The sequence below is a fragment of the Sphingopyxis alaskensis RB2256 genome (assembly GCF_000013985.1).
Lineage (GTDB): Bacteria > Pseudomonadota > Alphaproteobacteria > Sphingomonadales > Sphingomonadaceae > Sphingopyxis > Sphingopyxis alaskensis.
Window position 1 is genome coordinate 913,564 of sequence record NC_008048.1, and the last position, 19,189, is coordinate 932,752.

General features: G+C 63.0%; 15 protein-coding genes. 9 read left to right on the plus strand and 6 right to left on the minus strand.

The window, feature by feature from the left end:
- Position 1: 1 nt before the first annotated feature.
- Positions 2 to 1,315 carry an amidohydrolase family protein gene (locus SALA_RS04560; protein ID WP_011541210.1) on the minus strand — a complete coding sequence of 438 codons (1,314 nt, stop codon included), beginning with the start codon at positions 1,313 to 1,315 and terminating at the stop codon, positions 2 to 4.
- A 103-nt stretch (positions 1,316 to 1,418) separates the two neighbouring features.
- On the opposite strand from SALA_RS04560, the gene SALA_RS04565 reads away from it, so the two are divergent.
- Together SALA_RS04565 and SALA_RS04570 are read left to right on the plus strand one after the other, a co-directional pair.
- Entirely contained in the window at positions 1,419 to 1,826 is a 408-nt protein-coding gene (locus tag SALA_RS04565; RefSeq protein WP_011541211.1) for a Zn-ribbon domain-containing OB-fold protein, read from the plus strand.
- Complete coding sequence (locus tag SALA_RS04570) at positions 1,823 to 3,007, plus strand: thiolase family protein (RefSeq protein WP_011541212.1); 1,185 nt, start codon at positions 1,823 to 1,825, stop codon at positions 3,005 to 3,007. The genes SALA_RS04565 and SALA_RS04570 overlap by 4 nt, the downstream gene beginning before the upstream one ends.
- A gap of 3 nt (positions 3,008 to 3,010) precedes the next feature.
- Here SALA_RS04570 and SALA_RS04575 read toward each other — a convergent pair whose 3' ends face one another.
- The 5 genes from SALA_RS04575 to SALA_RS04595 are packed head-to-tail and all read right to left on the minus strand — an operon-like array spanning position 3,011 to position 8,120.
- The gene (locus SALA_RS04575; RefSeq protein WP_049754588.1) at positions 3,011 to 4,348 is read right to left on the minus strand and encodes an amidohydrolase family protein; all 1,338 of its coding nucleotides are present in this window, start codon (positions 4,346 to 4,348) and stop codon (positions 3,011 to 3,013) included.
- Complete coding sequence (locus SALA_RS04580; protein ID WP_011541214.1) at positions 4,345 to 5,310, minus strand: CoA transferase; 966 nt, start codon at positions 5,308 to 5,310, stop codon at positions 4,345 to 4,347. The genes SALA_RS04575 and SALA_RS04580 overlap by 4 nt, the downstream gene beginning before the upstream one ends.
- Positions 5,307 to 6,290 carry an enoyl-CoA hydratase/isomerase family protein gene (locus SALA_RS04585; protein WP_011541215.1) on the minus strand — a complete coding sequence of 328 codons (984 nt, stop codon included), beginning with the start codon at positions 6,288 to 6,290 and terminating at the stop codon, positions 5,307 to 5,309. The genes SALA_RS04580 and SALA_RS04585 overlap by 4 nt, the downstream gene beginning before the upstream one ends.
- 10 nt (positions 6,291 to 6,300) lie before the next feature.
- The gene (locus SALA_RS04590; RefSeq protein WP_011541216.1) at positions 6,301 to 7,806 is read right to left on the minus strand and encodes a class I adenylate-forming enzyme family protein; all 1,506 of its coding nucleotides are present in this window, start codon (positions 7,804 to 7,806) and stop codon (positions 6,301 to 6,303) included.
- A 5-nt stretch (positions 7,807 to 7,811) separates the two neighbouring features.
- On the minus strand, positions 7,812 to 8,120 hold the full coding sequence (locus SALA_RS04595) for a hypothetical protein (RefSeq protein ID WP_011541217.1): 309 nt from the start codon (positions 8,118 to 8,120) through the stop codon (positions 7,812 to 7,814).
- 115 nt (positions 8,121 to 8,235) lie between these two features.
- On the opposite strand from SALA_RS04595, the gene SALA_RS04600 reads away from it, so the two are divergent.
- From SALA_RS04600 to SALA_RS04630, 7 genes are all read left to right on the plus strand, one after another.
- The gene (locus SALA_RS04600) at positions 8,236 to 9,783 is read left to right on the plus strand and encodes an acyl-CoA synthetase (protein ID WP_011541218.1); all 1,548 of its coding nucleotides are present in this window, start codon (positions 8,236 to 8,238) and stop codon (positions 9,781 to 9,783) included.
- 608 nt (positions 9,784 to 10,391) lie between these two features.
- Positions 10,392 to 13,355: a TonB-dependent receptor gene (locus tag SALA_RS04605; protein WP_011541220.1), complete on the plus strand. Its 2,964-nt coding sequence runs from the start codon at positions 10,392 to 10,394 to the stop codon at positions 13,353 to 13,355.
- A 109-nt stretch (positions 13,356 to 13,464) separates the two neighbouring features.
- Complete coding sequence (locus SALA_RS04610) at positions 13,465 to 14,982, plus strand: tryptophan halogenase family protein (protein WP_011541221.1); 1,518 nt, start codon at positions 13,465 to 13,467, stop codon at positions 14,980 to 14,982.
- 20 nt (positions 14,983 to 15,002) lie between these two features.
- Positions 15,003 to 15,719, plus strand: coding sequence for a SapC family protein (locus SALA_RS04615; protein ID WP_011541222.1), 717 nt, complete (start codon positions 15,003 to 15,005; stop codon positions 15,717 to 15,719).
- Entirely contained in the window at positions 15,712 to 16,737 is a 1,026-nt protein-coding gene (locus SALA_RS04620) for a cupin-like domain-containing protein (RefSeq protein WP_041383089.1), read from the plus strand. The genes SALA_RS04615 and SALA_RS04620 overlap by 8 nt, the downstream gene beginning before the upstream one ends.
- Positions 16,734 to 18,245 carry a tryptophan halogenase family protein gene (locus tag SALA_RS04625; RefSeq protein ID WP_011541224.1) on the plus strand — a complete coding sequence of 504 codons (1,512 nt, stop codon included), beginning with the start codon at positions 16,734 to 16,736 and terminating at the stop codon, positions 18,243 to 18,245. Before SALA_RS04620 ends, SALA_RS04625 begins: the two co-directional genes overlap by 4 nt.
- Positions 18,242 to 19,189 carry a glycoside hydrolase family 16 protein gene (locus tag SALA_RS04630; RefSeq protein WP_011541225.1) on the plus strand — a complete coding sequence of 316 codons (948 nt, stop codon included), beginning with the start codon at positions 18,242 to 18,244 and terminating at the stop codon, positions 19,187 to 19,189. The genes SALA_RS04625 and SALA_RS04630 overlap by 4 nt, the downstream gene beginning before the upstream one ends.

Below are 19,189 nucleotides of genomic sequence, written 5' to 3' on the forward strand. Positions count from 1 at the left end.
TTCAGGCCGATGCGAACATGCGTTCGATGTCGCCCGACGTCACCGGGCGCTTGGCCTTGCCGATCGCGTCCATGCTCTCGGTTTTCAGCCCGCCCAGATTGTGCCGCGGGCTGACATCGACATCCTTGCCCAGTTCGCGCAGGTGCGCGACGGTGCAGTTTTCGCGTCCGCCATTCAGGCCGAAGGCGTCGAAACCATATTCGCGCATCACATTCTTGTGCGTGATCTTGTCGATCGTTTCCCTGGGCAGGCCGTTGACCGACGCCCAAAGATATTCCGGGACGTTGGGCCACACCGTATCCGAATGCGGATAGTCGCATTCGTAAGCGACCATGTCCTCGTTCATATATTCCAGATTCTTCACCCCGAACTGGTCGTCGATGAAACAGCAGATGATGTGTCGTTTGAACAGGTCGGAGGGTCGTTCGCCGCGGAAATCGGTGTGGGTCCATTCATGATGATGTTCGTGGGTGAAATCGGCACGTTCCAGGAAATAGGGAATCCAGCCGATTCCCCCCTCCGACAGCGCCATTCGCAATTCGGGATAGCGTTGCCAGAATGTCGCAAAGGTCCAGTCGGCTGCCGAATTGGCGATCGAAATCGGCATTGCGGTGATCCAGGCATCGATCGGGCTTTCGCTCGACGGGTGCATTGCGCGCGCGCCGGTACCGATATGGCAGTTGATCACCATCTTGTAATCGGAACAGGCAGCCCAGAAAGGCTCCCAATATTCATTGTGGATGCTGGGCAGCCCGATGTTGGCGGGATTGTCCGAAAAACTTACGGCATGAACGCCAAGGTCGCTCATCCGCTTCAGCTCTTTCAGGGTTTCGTCCATGTCCCACATCGGAACGAGGCACATCGGGATGAAGCGTCCCGGCGCGGCGGCGCACCATTCCTGGACATGCCAGTCGTTCCAGGCGCGGCAGGCGAGCAGCGCTTCGTCGGGCGCCTTCTGGGCCATGCCGACAAAGGTGCCGCCGGCAAAGCCGGGCATGGTGGGGAAGTTCAGCGAAGCGAGCACGCCGTTGGCGTTCATGTCATCGACGCGCAGCTTGGGGTCATAGGTGCCGGGGCGAAGCTGATCGAAGGCGCTCGGTTCCATGCCATATTCGCTGCGCGGGCGGCCGACCACGGCATTCAGGCCGATGGTCGGGTAACGCTGTCCGTTCCACAGCCAGATGTCCTTGCCATTGTCCTGGACGATGTGCGGGGCGCGATCCTTCTTTCCGGCCGGATAATGGCGGATGAAGGCCTCGGGGGGCTCGATCGCATGATCGTCGACGCTGATGATGATCATATCGTCCATCTGCATGGCGACTCTCCTCTCGGCTGGCTTGTTCTTGTCGACATTCTCGCAAAAATTGACGATGTGTCAACTATTGGTTTATGACCTGGTTTAATAAGTGGAGAGGCCGATGCTGACGCGAACCCTTCCGGTGATCGACCGGGACAATGAAGCTTTCTGGACCTGGGGGCGCGAGGGGAAGCTTGCCATCCATCGCTGCGCGAATTGCGCCTGTTTCGTGCATCCGCCGGTCCCGTTCTGTCCCTGTTGCGAAAGCCGCGACGTCGCGCCGCAGCCTGTGTCGGGGCGCGGCCGAATCGTTACCTTCACCGTCAATCACAAGCCCTGGGTGCCTGATATTTCCGCGCCCTATGTCCTTGCGCTCGTGGCGATCGAGGAACAGGACGATGTGCGCCTTGCCACCAACATCATCGGCTGCGCGGCCGAAGATGTGCGCTTCGACATGGAGGTGGAGGTCGTTTTCGAGGCGGCTGAGGACCTGTGGATCCCGCTTTTTCGTCCGGTGCCGTCGGCATGACCCGCTTCGCCGAGAAAAATGTCGCTATCACCGGCATCGGCATGTCGGACGTGTCGCGCGGCGCGGCGAAGTCGGCGCTGGCGCTCACGGTCGATGCGGCGCTGGAAGCGATCGCCGACGCCGGACTGACGCGCGCCGAGATCGACGGGATCGCCACCTGGCCCGGTGAACGCGCCGACGGTTCGGGTTTTTCCCCGGTCGGCAGCGCGGCGCTCCAGGACGCCTTGCGGCTGGAGGTTGGATGGTATGCGGGGGGAGGGGAGGCGCCGGGGCAATATGGCGCCGTCTTCAACGCGATCGGTGCGATAACCGCGGGCTTATGTCGCAACGTCCTCATCTTTCGCACCATGTATGAAGCGACGGCGCGCAAGAGCTTCTATGCCAATTCGCTGCTGCGCGAGGGACAGCGGCAGGCGGGCCCCTTTGCCTGGTATGCACCCTATTATACCTATTCGACAGCTTTGCAGCAGGCGCTGTTCTTCAATCTTTATGTTCACAAAAGCGGCATCCGGCCCGATCAGGTCGGACAGATTGCGGTGGGCCAGCGTCGCAACGCTGCGCTCAATCCCAAGGCGATCTATCGCACGCCGATCACCCTCGACGATTATCTGGCGTCACCGCTCATCGCGACGCCGCTGCGTCTTTATGATTGCGACGTCCCCATCGACGGCGCCGTTGCCATTATCGTGTCGCGTATGGACGTCGCACGCACGCTCAAAAATCCGCCGGTGCGTATCGAGGCGATCGGATCGTCGATGCGCTATCGCAACAGCTGGACGCAGCTCGATGCGCTCGACACCCAGGCGCAACCGAAAGTGGCGGAGATGATGTGGAGCCGAACCGACCTGAAACCCGTCGATGTCGACATCGCCCAGCTTTACGACGGCTTCAGCTACCACACCATCAACTGGCTGGAAAATTTCGGTTTTTGCGAGCGCTATGGCGCAAAGGATTTTATCGAGGGCGGCAGGCGTATCGCGCTCGATGGCGACCTGCCGGTGAATACGGGCGGGGGCGCGCTGTCTGCCGGACGCCTTCATGCCTATGGCGCTGTGCACGAAACCTGCATCCAGCTTTGGGGCCGCGGTGGTGCGCGGCAGGTCGCGGGCGAGCCCCGCGTCTGCGCGACCTCGACCGCCGGTGGCCCGCTTGCGGGGGCGATGCTGCTGGTCCGCGATTGAAGGTCAGGCCTGCCAGACGATGTCGCCGCCGATGACGGTCAGGCCGACATGGCCCAGCGCACCGGGATCGCGCGGCCAATCGTACAGCATCAGGTCCGCCGGACCGCCAATGTGCAGCGCCCCCGCCTCATACAGCGCCAGCGCGGCTTCGCGGCCGATGGCTTCATCAATGCCGATAACGTGCCCCCTTTGCGTCCGGCGATCGGTCGCGGCGCGCAGGGCGATCCACGGATTGAGCTCACCATAAGGCGCGTCGGATCCGCCGCGCATCGCAACACCCGCACGGATCAACGAGCCCAGCCGGTAAAGATCGCCCAATTCATCATCCTGCATCTGGGCGCGATAACGGTCGCCGCGATCGTGGATGAAATTGGGCTGGGTCACGACGATCAGGCCGGCAGCCGCAATATCGTCGATCAGGCTGTAGGCGATCCTTCCGCCATGTTCGATCCGGTCCCCCGGCTTGGTTCCGCCCGCCTGGTCGAGCGCGCCGAGGTAAAACAGCAGTTCGCCCAGCGTGACGCAATGGGCGGCGACAGGCCGACCCAAACGGCGCGCTGCATCGATCCGGGCGGCGAGTTGCGCGAGCGGGGGCAGGTCGTTTTCGTCGAGCAGCAGCTTGACAGCCCCGAGCCGATATCCCTCACCAGCGGGAAGCGCCTCCGTGCCCATGATGGTCAGCCGCTGGGGCAATGCACCGGCAAGCAGCGCGGCTTCGGCGGCACCGTTTGAAGCACCGGCATCGGTAACAGCCGTAACGCCCCAGCGCGCCAGCGTCGCGCCAAGCGCCGCGAGCGACGGCGGCTGGCCGCCGATCCGTCCGCGCAGCCAGGCGTCGCCGCGCCATATTCGTCCGTTCGGTTCGCCATCCGCCGATCGTTCGACACAGGCGGGAAAGGGTGGGCCGCCCAGTCGCCTCACCCCCGCGCTGTTCAACAGCCAATAGCCCCCGGTGCGATCCTGTATCCGCAGTGGGCGGTCCGGTAGCCAGGCATCAAGCACCGCCCGGTCGGGCAGGCCTGCCACGCGCTCGTCATAGCCGATCGCGCGCACCCAGGTGACCGGCGTGCCCGTCGCACGTCGCAGCCGATCGACAATCGCGTCGGCGTTCCGGCAGCCGGACAGATCGACCGACTCCCGCCGCGCCGCGGCGGCGAGGAGATGCAGGTGATGGTCGTGTAAACCCGGCCCCAGGATCTGCCCCGCCGCGTCATATTCCGGCCCCTTGCCGGAGACGCGCTCGTCCATTGCCGCGATCCGGCCCTCGCATATCCCGACGTCGACCGCGCGTCCGTCCTGCGTTCGTGCGTTGCGGATGACCAGATCGAAACGGAGCATCATGCGACGATCCGCGCAAAATGGGCGGCGGTTCGCGCCAGCGCGATGTCGATCACGCCGCATTGCCCCGCAGCCAGGGCTTCGAGGGCCAGGGTGGCGGCAACGATTCCCGTGAGCGGGTCGGCGAGCGCGTCGCCCATGAAGTTCGGGCGGTCGCCGTTCCAGGCGACCAGTCCGCCCGCGGCCGCACAGTCATCGCCAAAGCCGACCCGCATCGCCGCGTCGCCGCGCCAGCCGTGCGCGGTGATCGCGATCCATAGCAGATCGGGATTGGCCGCAAAAACCTCTGCTTCGCCAAGGCCGAGCCGGGCCAGCGCGTGGGGGCGCCCCGACGTGATCAATACACGCGCCTTTGCAACCATCGCCATCAACGCACCGGGTTCGAAGAGGATGTTTCGCCGCCGCTTTCGACCGTTCAGCCGCCGGTCGAGCCGCGGCGTGTGGACGGGTGTAGGATCGGGCCTGGCAGTGCTTTCGACCTTCACCACCTCATGCCCCGCCTCGGCGAGCAGGGCGCCGCAATAGGGGCCGGCCCACAGCGCGGACAGGTCAAGCACCCTGCCATTGTCCCGAGCGCCCTCATAGAGATCCGGCGCCTTGAACGGCGATGCTTCGCCAATGCGGGCGACGGGCAGATGCAGCGCGACGCCATCGGCCACCATCGCTGTCGCCGGTCTTGCTCTTGCCGACGCGGCAATGGCGTCCCAGGGGGCCTCATCGAAGCCGGAGCCGGTCCACGCCGGCACTAAATCGCGGTCGGCGTCGCGGGCGAGCGACACGGCGATCCATTCGTCCTGACAGGGGATCAGCCTGCAATGCCGATTGGGCGACCATTCGCCGGGAGGCGCAAGATCAAGATCGTCGGCGCGCGATAGCGCGCGGCGCGGATCGAACGCGATGCGGCCGTCCGACGCGGCGATCAACCGCTCGCCTGCGGTCGCCACGGCGTCCAGCAAGGCGGTCAAGCCGCCTCCTCGACATGATGGACCAGTCCCCATTCCAGCGCCGTGGGCGCTTTGATCCGTCGGCCCGAGAGCAGCATCCAAAGCGTCCGGTGCCGACCGATCGCCCGCGCGATGCTGATGGTGCCGCCCGCGCCGGGAATGAGCCCCATGCCGAGTTCCGGGAGCTGAAACCAGGCGTCGGGGGCTGCGATGCGCCGATGCGCGGCGGCGGCGATTTCGATCCCGGAGCCGATGCAGGCGCCATGCAGGCGGACGGCGCCGCGCTCGCCGATCGCGTCGAGCGCGCGGGCGCAGCTATGGAGCGTGCGGACGGCATGGGCTTCGGCCAGATCGCGCGCGCTTCCGAACTCGTCCAGCGCGCCCCCGCTCGAAAAGCAACGCCCGGCACCGCAAAGCGTGACGGCAGGGCGGCTGGGGTCGTCCAATATATTGGCCAGCGCTTCATACAGTGCGTCGCGCATGGGGGCAGACATCGCATTGCGGCTGACCGGATCGTTCAGCGTGACGATAACCCGGTCGCCTTCGCGCTCGATCTGCAATGGATCATCCGGGGTCCGAAGGGTATCGCCAGGATTGCGTCCCATCCGCCAGCGCGCAAATTCGGAACCCCCCAGAAGCGTGGAATAGGCGAAGGATTCGACCGCGAGTGCATCTGGGAAGGAAAGCCGGGCGGTCATCCGCAGCACCTGCGCCGCGATGGTTGCGGCAAGCGGGCTTTGCCGAACGGCCGTCGCGAGCATGTCCGCGCCGGGCGCTCTGGCCAGCGAAACCCACGGGCGCGACGGGGCGATTGCGCCGGTCAGCAGCAGGTCGAAATCGTCGGCGACCACGGGCGGTAGATCGCCCGCTTCGTCCACGCCGATCACCACCGCCTGAACGGGCGCGCGCGGTCGGCGCCAGCGCGCTGCATCGACCACCAGCACCGGTTCCCCGCCCGGCGCGGACAGGCGATCCGCGTCGAGATGGTCGGGGCCGGTCATCGCCACCTTCCTACCCCGCGCAGGCCGCTTCCGCCAGTTCCGCCTTCAACACGCGCCGCAGCAGCTTGCCCGTTTCATTATAGGGAAGGGCATCGCGCACGAACCATTGTTCGGGGGTCTTGGTCGAACGAAGCTTCGCGCGGATCGCGGACGACAGCGCTTCGATGTCGGGACGGCCCGATCGCGAGACAATCACCGCAACCACCTTTTCGCCCCATTTCTCGCACGGAATGCCCAGCACCGCGCAATCGGCAATGTCGTCATGGGTGCGAAGCAGGTCTTCGATTTCGCCGGGCGAGATATTCTCGCCCCCGCGCACGATCACATCGTCGAGGCGGCCCTCGACGAACAGATATCCGCCTTCGTCCAGCCAGCCGGCATCATTGGTGGCAAACCAGCCGTCGTCGGCCACCGCCTTTTTGTTCAGATATTCGCCCGAAACCTGCTCGCCGCGGACGTGAATTTCGCCATGCTCCCCAGGGGCGCAGGGGGTTCCGTCCTCGCGCCGGATTTCCAGCTCGATACTTGGCAACGGCTTCCCGACCGATGCTATCCGGCGGCGGATCGCGGGGTCGCCGGACGCAAAGGCGATGCGATGATCCTCCGCGCCCAGCAGGGCGATGGTCGAACTGGTTTCGGTCAGGCCATAGGCGTTGACGAAATCGACGTGGGGCAGCTTTGCCAGTGCACGCGCGATCACCGGCTCCGGCATCTTGCCGCCACCATAGGATAGCGCGCGCAAGGCAGGTAGCGTTTCGCCGGTCTGTTCCATCACGTCCAGAATGCGGTCGAGCATCGTAGGCACGACCATCGCGTGGGTGACGGCTTCGGCAGCGGCCGTGGCGACCCATTGGTCCGGCGTGAAAGCGGGGAGATAGACGATCCGCCGTCCGCCATAGGCGGCGGTCAGGATCGCCGAAATGCCGGCGACGTGATAGGAAGGAACGCTGACCAGCGCGGCTTCGTCCTCGCCCGCGCCCAGAAACTCCACCGTGGACATGACATAGGCGGTCAGGTTCGTGTGGCGCAGCACCGCGGCTTTCGGTTCGCCGGTCGTGCCGCTGGTGAACAGCAGCACCGCGATGTCATTCTCTGCTTCGGGCAGGGCGGCGGGCGGCGGCGTTGGTCCTGCCAGAAACTCCGCTTCGAAATCGCTCCGTGCGACCAGTTCGATACCTTCGGCCGGGGCGATGCGCGCCAGCATGTCGTCGTCGGCGATCAGCACGGCCGGGGCGGTGCGCGCGACCAGCCGGTTGAGATCGGCATCGGGGAGGCGGTAGTTCAGGGGCACAAAGGCTGTTCCCGCCATGCCGCTGGCGAACAGCAGGATGGGCAGCAGTTCGCCGTTCATGCCGAGGAAGGCTGTGTTGGCCTTGCCGCGGCTGGCCAGCCACGCCGCTGTCTGGCTGGCGCGCGCGCGATAGGTGCCGAAGTCGATCGCCTCCTCGCCGCTGCCCAGCGCGGGCCGATCAGAGGCCGCGTCAGCGGCAATGTCCAGCAACAGCGAGGTTCGCATCTGTGTCAGTCCGATGCCGGGAGCGGTTTCGCACCCTTTAATGCGAGCGGATTGCCGTTGAATGCCAGCGACCCTTTGCCGGCCCTGGCGCCCAGTATCTCCAGCCCGCTCTCTTCGTCGATATAGCGTTTGCCGATGGCGACCCCGTCGGCAAATTCAGCGCTGACGCCGCCGGTGATCGGCGCCGGGTCGTCGATCGGGAGAACGGGCGCGCCGCCGCATTGCAATTCCCCCGCAATGCTGGGCGGGCGAACGACGACCATTTGCGCGTCGCAAACTGCACTTTTCCAGCGCGAACCGGGTTTCAAATCCATTCGTCCTGATCCTTTCCCATTGCCGCTCCGTTCGGATTCGTCGTCGGCCGCAATATGATAATCGACACAGAAAGTAAACGTAGTTATATAACTGAAAGGAGCAAGGAGAGAAAAGATGCATCCGCGCCATTTTGCGCGAAAAGCGCCCGATCGTCCAGCCATCGTCATGGCGGCAAGCGGAGAAACGGTCAGCTATTCCGCGCTCGAAAATGTGGCGAATCGTGGAGCACAGCTTTTTCGCTCACTGGGGATAGCGACGGGTGACACGATCGCGCTTTGGCTCAAAAACTGCCGCGATTATTTCGAAATCTATTGGGCGGCGCAGCGGGCCGGACTTTATGTCTGCCCGATCGCGACGCATCTGACCGTAGAGGAAGCGGCCTATATATTGAACGACAGCGGCGCGTGCCTTCTGATCACCCATGCCGATGTAGCGGCTGCGCCGGACCTTGTCAGCGAACGTCAGCGCCTGATCCCGGACGTGCGTCACATATTCGGCCTGGAGGCGGGAATGGACGGATTTCCGTCATGGCGCGCGGCGCTGACGGGCTTTCCGTCCAAACCGATCGCGGACGAAACCGCTGGTTATCATCTGGTTTATTCGTCCGGCACTACCGGACGGCCCAAGGGCATAAGGCTGCCGCTCAGCGGCGAGGCGGCCGATGCGCCGCACATGCTGGGCGATCGGGTCGCCGGGCGCTATGGCGTCGGGGAGGATAGCGTCATCCTGTCGCCCGCACCGCTCTATCATACCGCGCCCTTGGTCTATGGCATGGTTGCGCATCGGCTGGGCGCAACATTGATCGTCATGGACCATTTCGATGCCGAGGACATGTTGCGCCTGATCGAACGCCATCGCGTCACCTTTATCCAGATGGTGCCGACGATGTTCGTGCGCCTGCTTGCGCTGCCGGGTACGACACGGGCGCAATATGATCTCTCGTCGCTGCAAAAGATCGTTCATGCCGCAGCGCCTTGTCCGGTCGAGATCAAGCGCCGGATGATCGACTGGCTCGGCCCCATCATCTATGAATATTATGGCGGGTCGGAAGGCAATGGATCGACCTTTATCACGCCGCAGGAATGGCTGGAGCATCCCGGATCGGTCGGGCGCGCCGACTGGGGAACGCTGCATATTTGCGACGAGGAGGGGAATGAGGTGCCACCGGGCGTCGACGGGCTGATCTATTTTGAAGGCGGCTGGGATTTCCAGTATCTGAACGACCCCGAAAAGACGCGTGACGCGCGACATCCGCGACATCCGGCATGGAGCACACTGGGCGACATCGGCCATGTCGATAAGGATGGTTATCTTTACCTGACCGACCGCAAGGGTTTCATGATCATATCGGGCGGCGTGAACATCTATCCGCAGGAAGTCGAAAATCTGCTGATCACTCACCCGCGCGTCGCCGACGCGGCCGTTATCGGCGTGCCGAGCGCCGAGTTCGGCGAAGCGGTGAAAGCGGTCGTGCAACCGCTCGATCCCGCCGACGCGACCGATGAATTTGCGGAAGAGTTGCTGCGTTTCTGCCGCGCCCGGCTGAGCCATGTGAAATGCCCGCGATCGATCGATTTCGACCCTGCGCTGCCCCGGCTCGACACGGGCAAGCTTTACAAGCGGTCGATCCGCGACCGCTATTGGCCTGTCGCGCCGACATAGGGCGGCTCCGCACAGCCGCTGTGGGTCGAATTGGGAAAAGCCGATAGTGCGGCTGTCGCAATCGCGATCCTCTGCTCTTCGCTGAACCTGCGTCGCGTCAACCCGCCCAACTCGCTCTCGTCACACGCCGCCCAAAATCGGTCAGGTTTCAGGGGAGAACGCAATCACCATATCCCAAAGGGGTTCCTCGTCGACGCCGATCATGGGCCGATTTTGACCGTCGTTTGCCTCCGATTTGCATCAGCTCGGAAACCTGATGTGCGGCGGGGCGTTTGTGAAGGAAATCGACGCCAGGCGCACCGCGACACGTCGTGCGGGAGATATCGCAGATTCGTTCGCGAACGGATTGCCGCCATGGGGAACCGCCTCGCCGCCTTCACGGCGACCCCTGTTTTCAAAGCGGCGGCGAGACGGTCGCAATTATCGCCGACCGGGCAAGCTGTGCGGAAAATCGCCCGATTTGGCAGATGCCGCCGCCGCCTCCCCTGCGATCCGCGGCCTCATCCTTTCGCGACAAGGCTTGACGAAGTGAACGTTATCATTTACGTGAACGTTCACAATCTGCGCTTCAATCGCGCAAACACATAATCCTGGGGAGGAATTCGCCGATGAATGATTCGCGGAAGGTCCGTTTCGATCGCTTGGCAATGGGCGTCTCGCTGCTTGCGATCGGCATCGCATGTCAACCGGCCCTCGCCCAGGATGACGTCGTTGCGCAGAATGAGGACGACGCGATCGTCGTTACCGGCATCCGTGCAAGTCTCGAACAGGCGCAAAATATCAAGCGCAATGCACAAGGCGTGGTCGATGCCATTTCCGCCGAAGACATCGGCAAGTTCCCCGACACCAATCTGGCGGAGTCGCTGCAACGCATCACCGGCGTATCGATCGACAGGGCCAGCGGGGAAGGGTCGACCGTCACGGTCCGCGGTTTCGGCCCCGAGTTCAACCTTGTCGTGGTGAACGGCCGCCAGATGCCGACATCGACCCTCGGTGACGGCTTCTCGGCACCATCGACACGCAGCTTCGATTTCGGCAACCTCGCCGCCGAAGGCGTCGCCGGGGTCGAGGTTTACAAGTCGGGCCGCGCTTCGCTTCCCACCGGCGGTATCGGCTCGGTCATCAACATCAAACTGCCACGACCGCTGGATCGCCCCGGCCTCAATGGCAGCATCGGTGTCAAGGGCGTTTACGACACGTCGCAACTTTATGGCACGGACGTCACGCCCGAGATCTCGGGCATCATCAGCAAGACCTTCGCCGATGACCGCATCGGCATCCTGCTCGCCGGTTCCTATCAGAAGCGTAATGGCGGCCAGGCGCAGTTCACTGTGGGCAATTGGCGGCCTGGCTATACGGGTGCGGAAAACAACTGGGGTACGCTTGCGCAACCCGGAGACCCGCGTTTCGCCAATATCGAAAACCGCCCCGGACCCACCGACATTTACCAGGTTCCGCAGAATGCGGCGTATGATTTTTACGATTTCCAGCGCGAGCGGATCAACGGCCAGGCGGTGCTGCAGTTCAAGCCGACCGACAGCCTCGATGTGTCGCTCGACTATATTTTTGCGCAAAACACCTTTGACAGCCGCCAGAGCAGCATCGGCGTGTGGTTCAATCACAATGACACGTCGAGCAGCTGGACCAACGGCCCCGCCGCGGGCGCCAATTTCTACGCGGAGAATTTCGCTGCCGCCGAAGGCAAGGATCTGGCGATCACCGGCGCGGTCGGTTCGAACCGCAATATCAACCATTCGTTCGGCGGCAACATCAAGTGGGAAGGGCCCTGGGGGCTGCGCCTCGAACTCGACGGCCACCATTCCACCGCGGAATCGAAGCCGACCTCGCCTTATGGCAGCGGGATTGCCGTCGGTACGGCCATCTTTGGCGTTGCCAGCCAGAGAGTGGACTTCACCACCGACATGCCGGTCATTTCGGTCGCCATGCACCCCGGTTCCGAGATCGCGGCTGAGAATATTCGTCCGGCGGGCAATGCTTTCCGCAATGCCTATATGAAGGATACGATCGATCAGGTCAGCTTGCGTGGCGGCTTCGATTTCGATGCGTCATTCATCGAAAGCCTCGATTTCGGCGCGAGCTACCTCGAGAATGATGTGCGGACGGCATTCGGGGTGATCCAGAATGACACGTGGGGCGGAACCTTGTCTGCGGCCGATACGCCGGATTCGCTGTTCACGCCGCGCGCACTCTCCCCCGATCTTTCCGGCATGAGCGGATCGAGGGACCCGGCCATCATTCCGACCTATTTTCTGATCGACACGGCAGGGCTGATTTCACTCCTCGACGACAGGCTCGGGATCTGTGACGCCGCGCCGGGCGATACTTGTCTGGCGCCTTATTCCACCGACCGGCGCATCTTGGAAAAGTCGATTACGCCCTGGGTGCAGTCCTTCCACAGCTTCGATCTGGGCGATGCCAGGGCGAATCTGCGTCTTGGACTGCGCTATGAGAAGACCAAGGTTACGTCGAGGGCGCTCGCCGAGATCCCCACGGGCACCGTCTGGGTCGCGCAGAATGAAATCAGCCTGGTCAAAACGCCCGGTACCGATTTCACGACGCTGAAAGGCGAGTATGATAACTGGCTTCCTGCGATCGATTTCGATCTGTCGCCCTTTGAAAATGTGAAGCTGCGCGCGTCTTACAGCCACACGATTACCCGCCCGGACTATGCCAGCATGCAAGGCGGCATTACGCTCGCGCAGCCGCTGCGCGTCGGCGCGGGCGGCAGCCAGGCAAGCGCCGGCAATCCGGCTCTGCTCCCCTACAAGTCCAAGAATGTCGATTTGTCGGCCGAATGGTATTATGATCGGGCAAGCTATGTGTCGGTAGGCTTCTTCAACAAGAAGGTCAGCAATTTCATCGCCAACGACACCACCCAGACGCCTTTGTTCGACTTGCCCGATCCGTCGCAGGGCGCGGCGGCCACGGCAGCGCGCCAGGCGCTCGGGCCGAATGCGAGTTTCGACCAGATCGTCGCCTGGGTTCAGGCCAATCGGCCAGCCGACTATGTGGCCGGCGTCGGGACGGCGGGTGGCGTTGCGGGTCGTGCCGGCGATCCGAACGTCATCTTCACCTTCACCCAGCCATCGAACAGCGATCAGCAGGCGCGGCTGTGGGGCTGGGAGTTTGCGATCCAGCATAATTTCTGGGATACCGGCTTCGGCGCGATCCTCAACTACACGGTGGTCAACAGCGATACGGGATTTGACAACACATTGCCGTGGACGACCACGCAATTCGCTGTTCCGGGCGCGAGCGACAGCGCGAACGCCGTGCTTTATTACGACAAAAACGGCTTGCAGGCGCGTATCGCCTACAACTGGCGGGACCGGTTCCTGGCCGGCAAGGATCAGGATCCCTATTACATCAAATCCTATGGCCAGTTCGACGCCAGCCTGAGTTACGAGTTCAAGAAAGGCCTCACCGCGTTCGTCGAAGGTATCAACATTACCAACGCCGACCGGACAGGCGTGCGCCGTAACGATCGCGCGATCTTCTTCGCGGCGCCGGGCTATGCGCGTTATTCGGCGGGCATTCGATTCACTTTCTGATGAAGCAAGCGTGACCCGCAAGGCGCACTGACGACAATGGGCCGCATTGCTTCTGCAGTGCGGCCCAATTGTTTTGTTTCCCAATCAATGTCGGATATCTGATCGAGCGATGGGCACGTCGATTCATAATGTGGTGATCGTGGGAGGAGGAACGGCAGGCTGGCTCTCGGCATGCGTCCTGGCGGCGCGCCGTCCTGACCTGTCGATCATATTGATCGAAGCTCCCGGCATCGCCACCATTGGCGTCGGCGAAGGCACCTGGCCGACGATGCGGGAAACGCTGGCGACCATCGGCATCGAGGAAACCGAGTTTCTGCGCGAGTGCGATGCTTCGTTCAAGCAGGGATCGCTATTTGTCGGATGGGTGACCGGCGCGCCGGAGGACCGGTATCTTCATCCCTTTTCCGCGCCGCCGCCGATTGACATGCGCGACGTGTTGGCGGCCTGGCGCGCGGACGAAAATGCCAGATCCTTTGCCGCCGCGGTAACGCCGCAGGCCGCGATCTGCGAGCGCGACCTTGCTCCGCGACACCCTGCGATGCCGGATTATGCGGGAACGCTAAACTACGCTTATCATCTTGACGCGGGCAAGTTTGCCCAGCTTCTGGCGCGTCATGCCACAGAAAGGCTCGGCGTGACGCATGTCGCTGCAGAGGTCACCGGAATTATCGCCGACGGCGATGGTGACATTGCAGCGCTTGCGCTGCACGATGGCACGGCAATCGGGGGCGAGCTGTTCATCGACTGCAGCGGGCAGGCCGCCCTTCTGATCGGCGGGCATCATGGCGTCGAATGGATCGACCGCTCCGACGTTTCCTTCAACGACCGCGCCCTTGCCGTGCAGGTGCCGACGCAGGCGGAAAGCGCCATCGCCTCGCAGACCATCGGGACAGCCCATCGGGCCGGCTGGATCTGGGACATCGCCCTGCCCACGCGGCGGGGGATCGGTTGCGTCTATGCTGCGCGTTTCATGTCGGAGGCCGAGGCCGATACGGTGTTGCGCAACTACATCGCGGCGCACATGCCGGAGGCCGACGCTGGCAACCTGACACCGCGCGCCTTGTCGTTCCGGACAGGTTATCGCGCGCGGTTTTGGCAGAAGAATTGCGTTGCCATCGGACTGTCTGCCGGGTTCATCGAACCGCTTGAAGCCTCGGCAATCGTCATGATCGAACTGTCGGTGCGCGCGCTTGCTGACAATTTTCCTGCCAGTCGCGCGATAATGGATATTCATGCTCAGCGCTTCAACACGCTGTTCCGCTACCGCTGGGAGCGCATCGTCGACTTCCTCAAGCTTCATTATGCGCTCAGCCAGCGCCAGGAACCCTATTGGAAAGCGCATCGTGATCCTGCGACGATTCCCTCGCGGCTCGCCGAGCAACTCGCTCTTTGGCGCGATCAGCCTCCGTCAGCATGGGACTTTCCACAGGTCGACGAAGTTTTCTCGGCCGCGAGCCAGCAATATGTGTTGTATGGGATGCGACCCGGCGAAACGGTGTCGCTGAGCCGACCCCGATCAGAGGCATGCGTCCGACTGGCCGAAATATCCGAACGCGCACGCGCCCTGGTGGCCGCGCTGCCCGAGAACCGCGCCTATTTTTCCGCACTTCGGGCGCACGCCGCCTAGCTACGAAAGACCTGCCGTCGATGAGCAACCATCAAATCCTCGATCCGGCTGACCACGCCGAACTGCGCATCCACATAGGTCCGGGTGCGGAATATGGCGACAAGGTCATGGCATGTTTGGCGGTCCCCAACGAATTTCGCCGGTTGGCGACCGACTATCCCATAGTGTTCCACTATGATCAGGAGCATCGCAGCTTCTCCGCGCTCGCTCTGATGGGGTTTGAAAAGGACGAGAATCTGTTTCTCGACGGCAGGTCCTGGTCCGCTTCGGCCAAACCCATGGCACTGGCCATACAGCCATTTCTCATCGGTCGTTCGCGCGACGCCAGTTCGGCGGCTCAGGTTCATGTGGACCTCGATCATCCACGCATCGCCCGCGGTGTCGATGGCGTTCGGGTGTTCGACGACGCAGGCCGACCGACCCCCTATCTTGAGCAGATCATGTCCATGCTCGCCGAACTCGATGAAGGGCATAGAGCAAGCGGGGCGTTTTTTTCCGCGCTCGATCGTTACGACCTGCTCGAACCCTTTGCGCTCGACGTTCCCCGTGCGGGAGGCGGCGAGCACCGGCTGGTGGGCTATCATCTGATCAACGAGACCAAGCTGCGCGCGCTTGAGCCCGGCGCGATGAGCGAGCTTCATGCAGCCGGACATTTGCTGCCGCTGTTCATGGCGCTCGCTTCGCTGGGCAATCTTGGCAAGCTTGCGCGCCGCCGCGCTGCGAAGAACCATGGCTGAGAGTGCCGCTTTCCTCGATGACCTCCCTCGGGTTGTCGAACGGGCCGTGGCGCCCGACGCGCTCGATGCGCAATTGTCGTACGCGCAAGAGCCTTTCATAATACGCGGTCTCGCGGCGCAATGGCCGCTGGTGGCCGCGGGCAAGGCCGGTGACGCCGCGGTGCGCGACTATCTGGTCGAACGGGCGCGGGCGCGCAGCTTTCCGGTCAACATTGGCGAGCCGGGGGGAGGCGACCGGCTTTTCTATAATGCGGCGATGGGTATGAATTTCCGCATGGCCCAGGGTCCGCTCGCCGAAATACTGGACGGAATCATAGCCAATGCCGACAAAGCCGACGCGCCGGTCATCTACCTCTCGTCGATCGACATGGGCGGCTATTTCGATGGACTGCGCGAGGAGAACCGGTTGCCGCTCGGCAATCGGGTTCCGATAGAAAGTATCTGGATAGGCGGGCGCACGCGCATCGCCGCGCACAATGATGTGCCGCACAATCTGGCAATCTGCGCGGTGGGACGGAGGCGCTTCACCATCTTTCCGCCCGAGGAGTTTGCCAATCTTTATCTGGGTCCGCTCGAAAATACGCCCGCCGGTCGCCCCGTCAGCATGGTCGATTTCCGCGCTCCTGATTTTGCCGCCCACCCCCGGTTTAGGGACGCTCTCGATCGCGCCCAGGTCGCCGATCTCGAACCGGGCGACGCCATTTTCGTGCCGTCGCTCTGGTGGCACCATGTCGAAGGCCGCGCGCCCTTGAATGCTCTGGTCAATTATTGGTGGAGCGATGTGCCCACTCATCTTGGAAAGCCCGAGGATGCGCTGTTCCACGCGATCCTTGCCCTGCGCGACCTGCCGGCCGGCGACAAGGCGCGTTGGCGCGCGCTGTTCGACCATTATGTTTTTGCGAACGGAGCCGAAGTGACCGATCACCTGCCTGTCGACGCGCGCGGGATACTTGCGCCGCTTACGCCTGAAACTGCGGGACAAATCCGCGCGCGGCTCCTGCGGAGCCTGTCGCGATGACGGGCATGGACAGCAGCACCGCCAGGCTGAAAATCGTCATCGCCGGCGGCGGCACCGCCGGCTGGATGGCGGCGGCGGCCTTGTCCGGCACCTTGGGCGCGGCAATCGATCTGACCCTGATCGAATCCGATGCCATTGGCACGATCGGCGTTGGAGAAAGCACGATCCCGCCGATCGTGCTGTTCAATCGATTGATGGGGATCAATGAAGCCGCATTCATGCGCGCGACCCAGGCGACGTTCAAGCTGGGGATCCAGTTTGAAAACTGGAAGCATGTCGGCGAAAGCTATTTCCATTCTTTTGGCACCACGGGAAAGGATCACTGGTCGGCGGGGTTCCAGCATTTCTGGCTTCACGGCCTGACCTGCGGGCACAGCCGGAGTTATGACGATTACTGCCTGGAGCTGAAGGCTGCGCACGAGGGCAAGTTCGCGCATCTGCCCGACGATCGCATGAATTATGCCTATCAACTTGATTCGTCGCTTTACGCCGCCTTTTTGCGCGAGCGTGCGGAAGGCGACGGCACGAGGCGAATCGAGGGGCGGATCGCCGCCGTCGAACTCGACGGTGCAAGCGGCAATATCGCGGCGCTGATGCTCGACGGCGAGCGGCGGATCGAAGGCGATCTTTTCATCGATTGTACCGGTTTTCGTGCGCTGCTGATCGAAGGCGCCCTGCACGCGGGGTTCGACGACTGGACACACTATCTTCCCTGCGATTCCGCGATTGCCGTGCAGACTGCAAGCGTCGCCCCGCCCGTGCCCTATACGCGGGCGATCGCGCACGATGCCGGATGGCAATGGCGCATTCCGTTGCAGCACCGCCAGGGAAACGGGATCGTCTATTGCAGTCGTTACCTTGCCAAAGACGATGCGCTCGACCGGTTGCTCGGTTCCATCGAGGGTGATGTGCTGACCGAGCCGAACTTCATCGGCTATCGCACGGGAGCGCGGCGCAAACAGTGGTACCGAAACTGCGTGGCAGTCGGTCTGTCGGGCGGGTTCATGGAGCCGCTTGAATCGACCTCGATCCACCTCATCCAGCGGGCCGTGCTGCGTCTCATCCGTATGCTGCCTTCGGGGCCGGTCAGCGAGCGCGACATCGCCGAGTTCAACGATCAGCAATTTGCCGACATGGAACAGATCCGCGACTTTCTCATTCTCCATTACAAGGTGACCGAGCGGCGTGATTCACCCTTTTGGCGGCAGTGTGCGGCGATGCCGATCCCGGCGAGCCTTGAACAGAAAATCGAACTGTTTCGCGAGACGGGCCGGGTGTTCCGCAGAAATGAGGAGCTTTTTGTCGAAAACAGCTGGGTGCAGGTGATGATGGGCCAGGGCATCATGCCACAGCGCTATCATCCGATCGCGGCAAAGCTCCGTCCCGACGAACTCGAGGCATTTCTGTCGATGCTGCGCGACGGCGTCGAGCGAACGGTTGCAAGCCTGCCTGCGCACGGGGCCTATATCGCCCGATATTGCGCGGTCGGCGGGCGGAACGACGCATGACGCCCGCGTTCGTGATCGCGCTCGTTCTTGAGGGCATGCACACGCCTGCCGCGGTGCCGGAACAGGACAATTGGACGCTGGTCTGGTCGGACGAGTTCGATGGAGAAACGCTCGACCGGACGAAGTGGAGCTTCGATGTCGATTGCTGGGGCGGCGGGAATGACGAGCGGCAGTGCTATACCGACAGCGTGCGCAACGCGCAGTTGGAGCAGGGCAGGCTGGTAATCACCGCGCGGGAGGAGACCGTGAAAGGCGTCGCGCTTCCCGCCCGGATGCGAGCGGGATCGTCGAGCCCTACGGCCAAGGTCACGCGCGAATATAGTTCCGCGCGGCTCACCACGCGCGGCAAGGCTTCGTGGACCTATGGCAAGATCGAAGTGAGCGCCCGGCTTCCGCAGGGACAGGGCACGTGGCCCGCGATCTGGATGCTTCCCGAGGAGGACCGCTACGGAAGCTGGGCGGCTTCGGGAGAGATCGACATCCTCGAGGCGGTAAACCTTGGTGTAGCTTGCCAAAAATGCCCCGGCGGCCGCGAGAACAGGATCCTCGGCACGCTCCACTTCGGCGGCGCATGGCCCAACAATCAGCACAAGGGCGAGGAAATGGCGTTCAGCGAGGTACTGGATGGCGCGTTCCACACCTATACGCTCATCTGGTATCCCGAGCGGATGATCTGGCAAGTGGACGGCCGAACCTTTGCCGAGCGCAGCGCGGACGAATGGTCGACAAGCGCCTCCAGCGCACCGGCAGCCCCTTTCGATCAGCCGTTCCACCTTATCCTCAACCTCGCAATCGGTGGCCGACTCGCAGAGTCCCGGGGGCTTGGCGGCGTTCAGCGCGGCGGCTATCCCAAGCGCATGGAGGTCGATTGGGTTCGGGTCTGGCAAAAAGGCGGGCCAGGAATTAGCCCCGCGATCGGCCAGGCGGCGGAAAGGGGCGAATAG

Excerpts from the sequence above, each read along its gene's own strand:
- SALA_RS04560 (WP_011541210.1), bottom strand. The coding sequence starts at position 1,315 with ATGCAGATGGACGATATGATCATCATCAGCGTCGACGATCATGCGATC.
- SALA_RS04565 (WP_011541211.1), top strand. The coding sequence starts at position 1,419 with ATGCTGACGCGAACCCTTCCGGTGATCGACCGGGACAATGAAGCTTTC.
- SALA_RS04570 (WP_011541212.1), top strand. The coding sequence starts at position 1,823 with ATGACCCGCTTCGCCGAGAAAAATGTCGCTATCACCGGCATCGGCATG.
- SALA_RS04575 (WP_049754588.1), bottom strand. The coding sequence starts at position 4,348 with ATGATGCTCCGTTTCGATCTGGTCATCCGCAACGCACGAACGCAGGAC.
- SALA_RS04585 (WP_011541215.1), bottom strand. The coding sequence starts at position 6,290 with ATGACCGGCCCCGACCATCTCGACGCGGATCGCCTGTCCGCGCCGGGC.
- SALA_RS04590 (WP_011541216.1), bottom strand. The coding sequence starts at position 7,806 with ATGCGAACCTCGCTGTTGCTGGACATTGCCGCTGACGCGGCCTCTGAT.
- SALA_RS04595 (WP_011541217.1), bottom strand. The coding sequence starts at position 8,120 with ATGGATTTGAAACCCGGTTCGCGCTGGAAAAGTGCAGTTTGCGACGCG.
- SALA_RS04600 (WP_011541218.1), top strand. The coding sequence starts at position 8,236 with ATGCATCCGCGCCATTTTGCGCGAAAAGCGCCCGATCGTCCAGCCATC.
- SALA_RS04605 (WP_011541220.1), top strand. The coding sequence starts at position 10,392 with ATGAATGATTCGCGGAAGGTCCGTTTCGATCGCTTGGCAATGGGCGTC.
- SALA_RS04610 (WP_011541221.1), top strand. The coding sequence starts at position 13,465 with ATGGGCACGTCGATTCATAATGTGGTGATCGTGGGAGGAGGAACGGCA.
- SALA_RS04615 (WP_011541222.1), top strand. The coding sequence starts at position 15,003 with ATGAGCAACCATCAAATCCTCGATCCGGCTGACCACGCCGAACTGCGC.
- SALA_RS04620 (WP_041383089.1), top strand. The coding sequence starts at position 15,712 with ATGGCTGAGAGTGCCGCTTTCCTCGATGACCTCCCTCGGGTTGTCGAA.
- SALA_RS04625 (WP_011541224.1), top strand. The coding sequence starts at position 16,734 with ATGACGGGCATGGACAGCAGCACCGCCAGGCTGAAAATCGTCATCGCC.
- SALA_RS04630 (WP_011541225.1), top strand. The coding sequence starts at position 18,242 with ATGACGCCCGCGTTCGTGATCGCGCTCGTTCTTGAGGGCATGCACACG.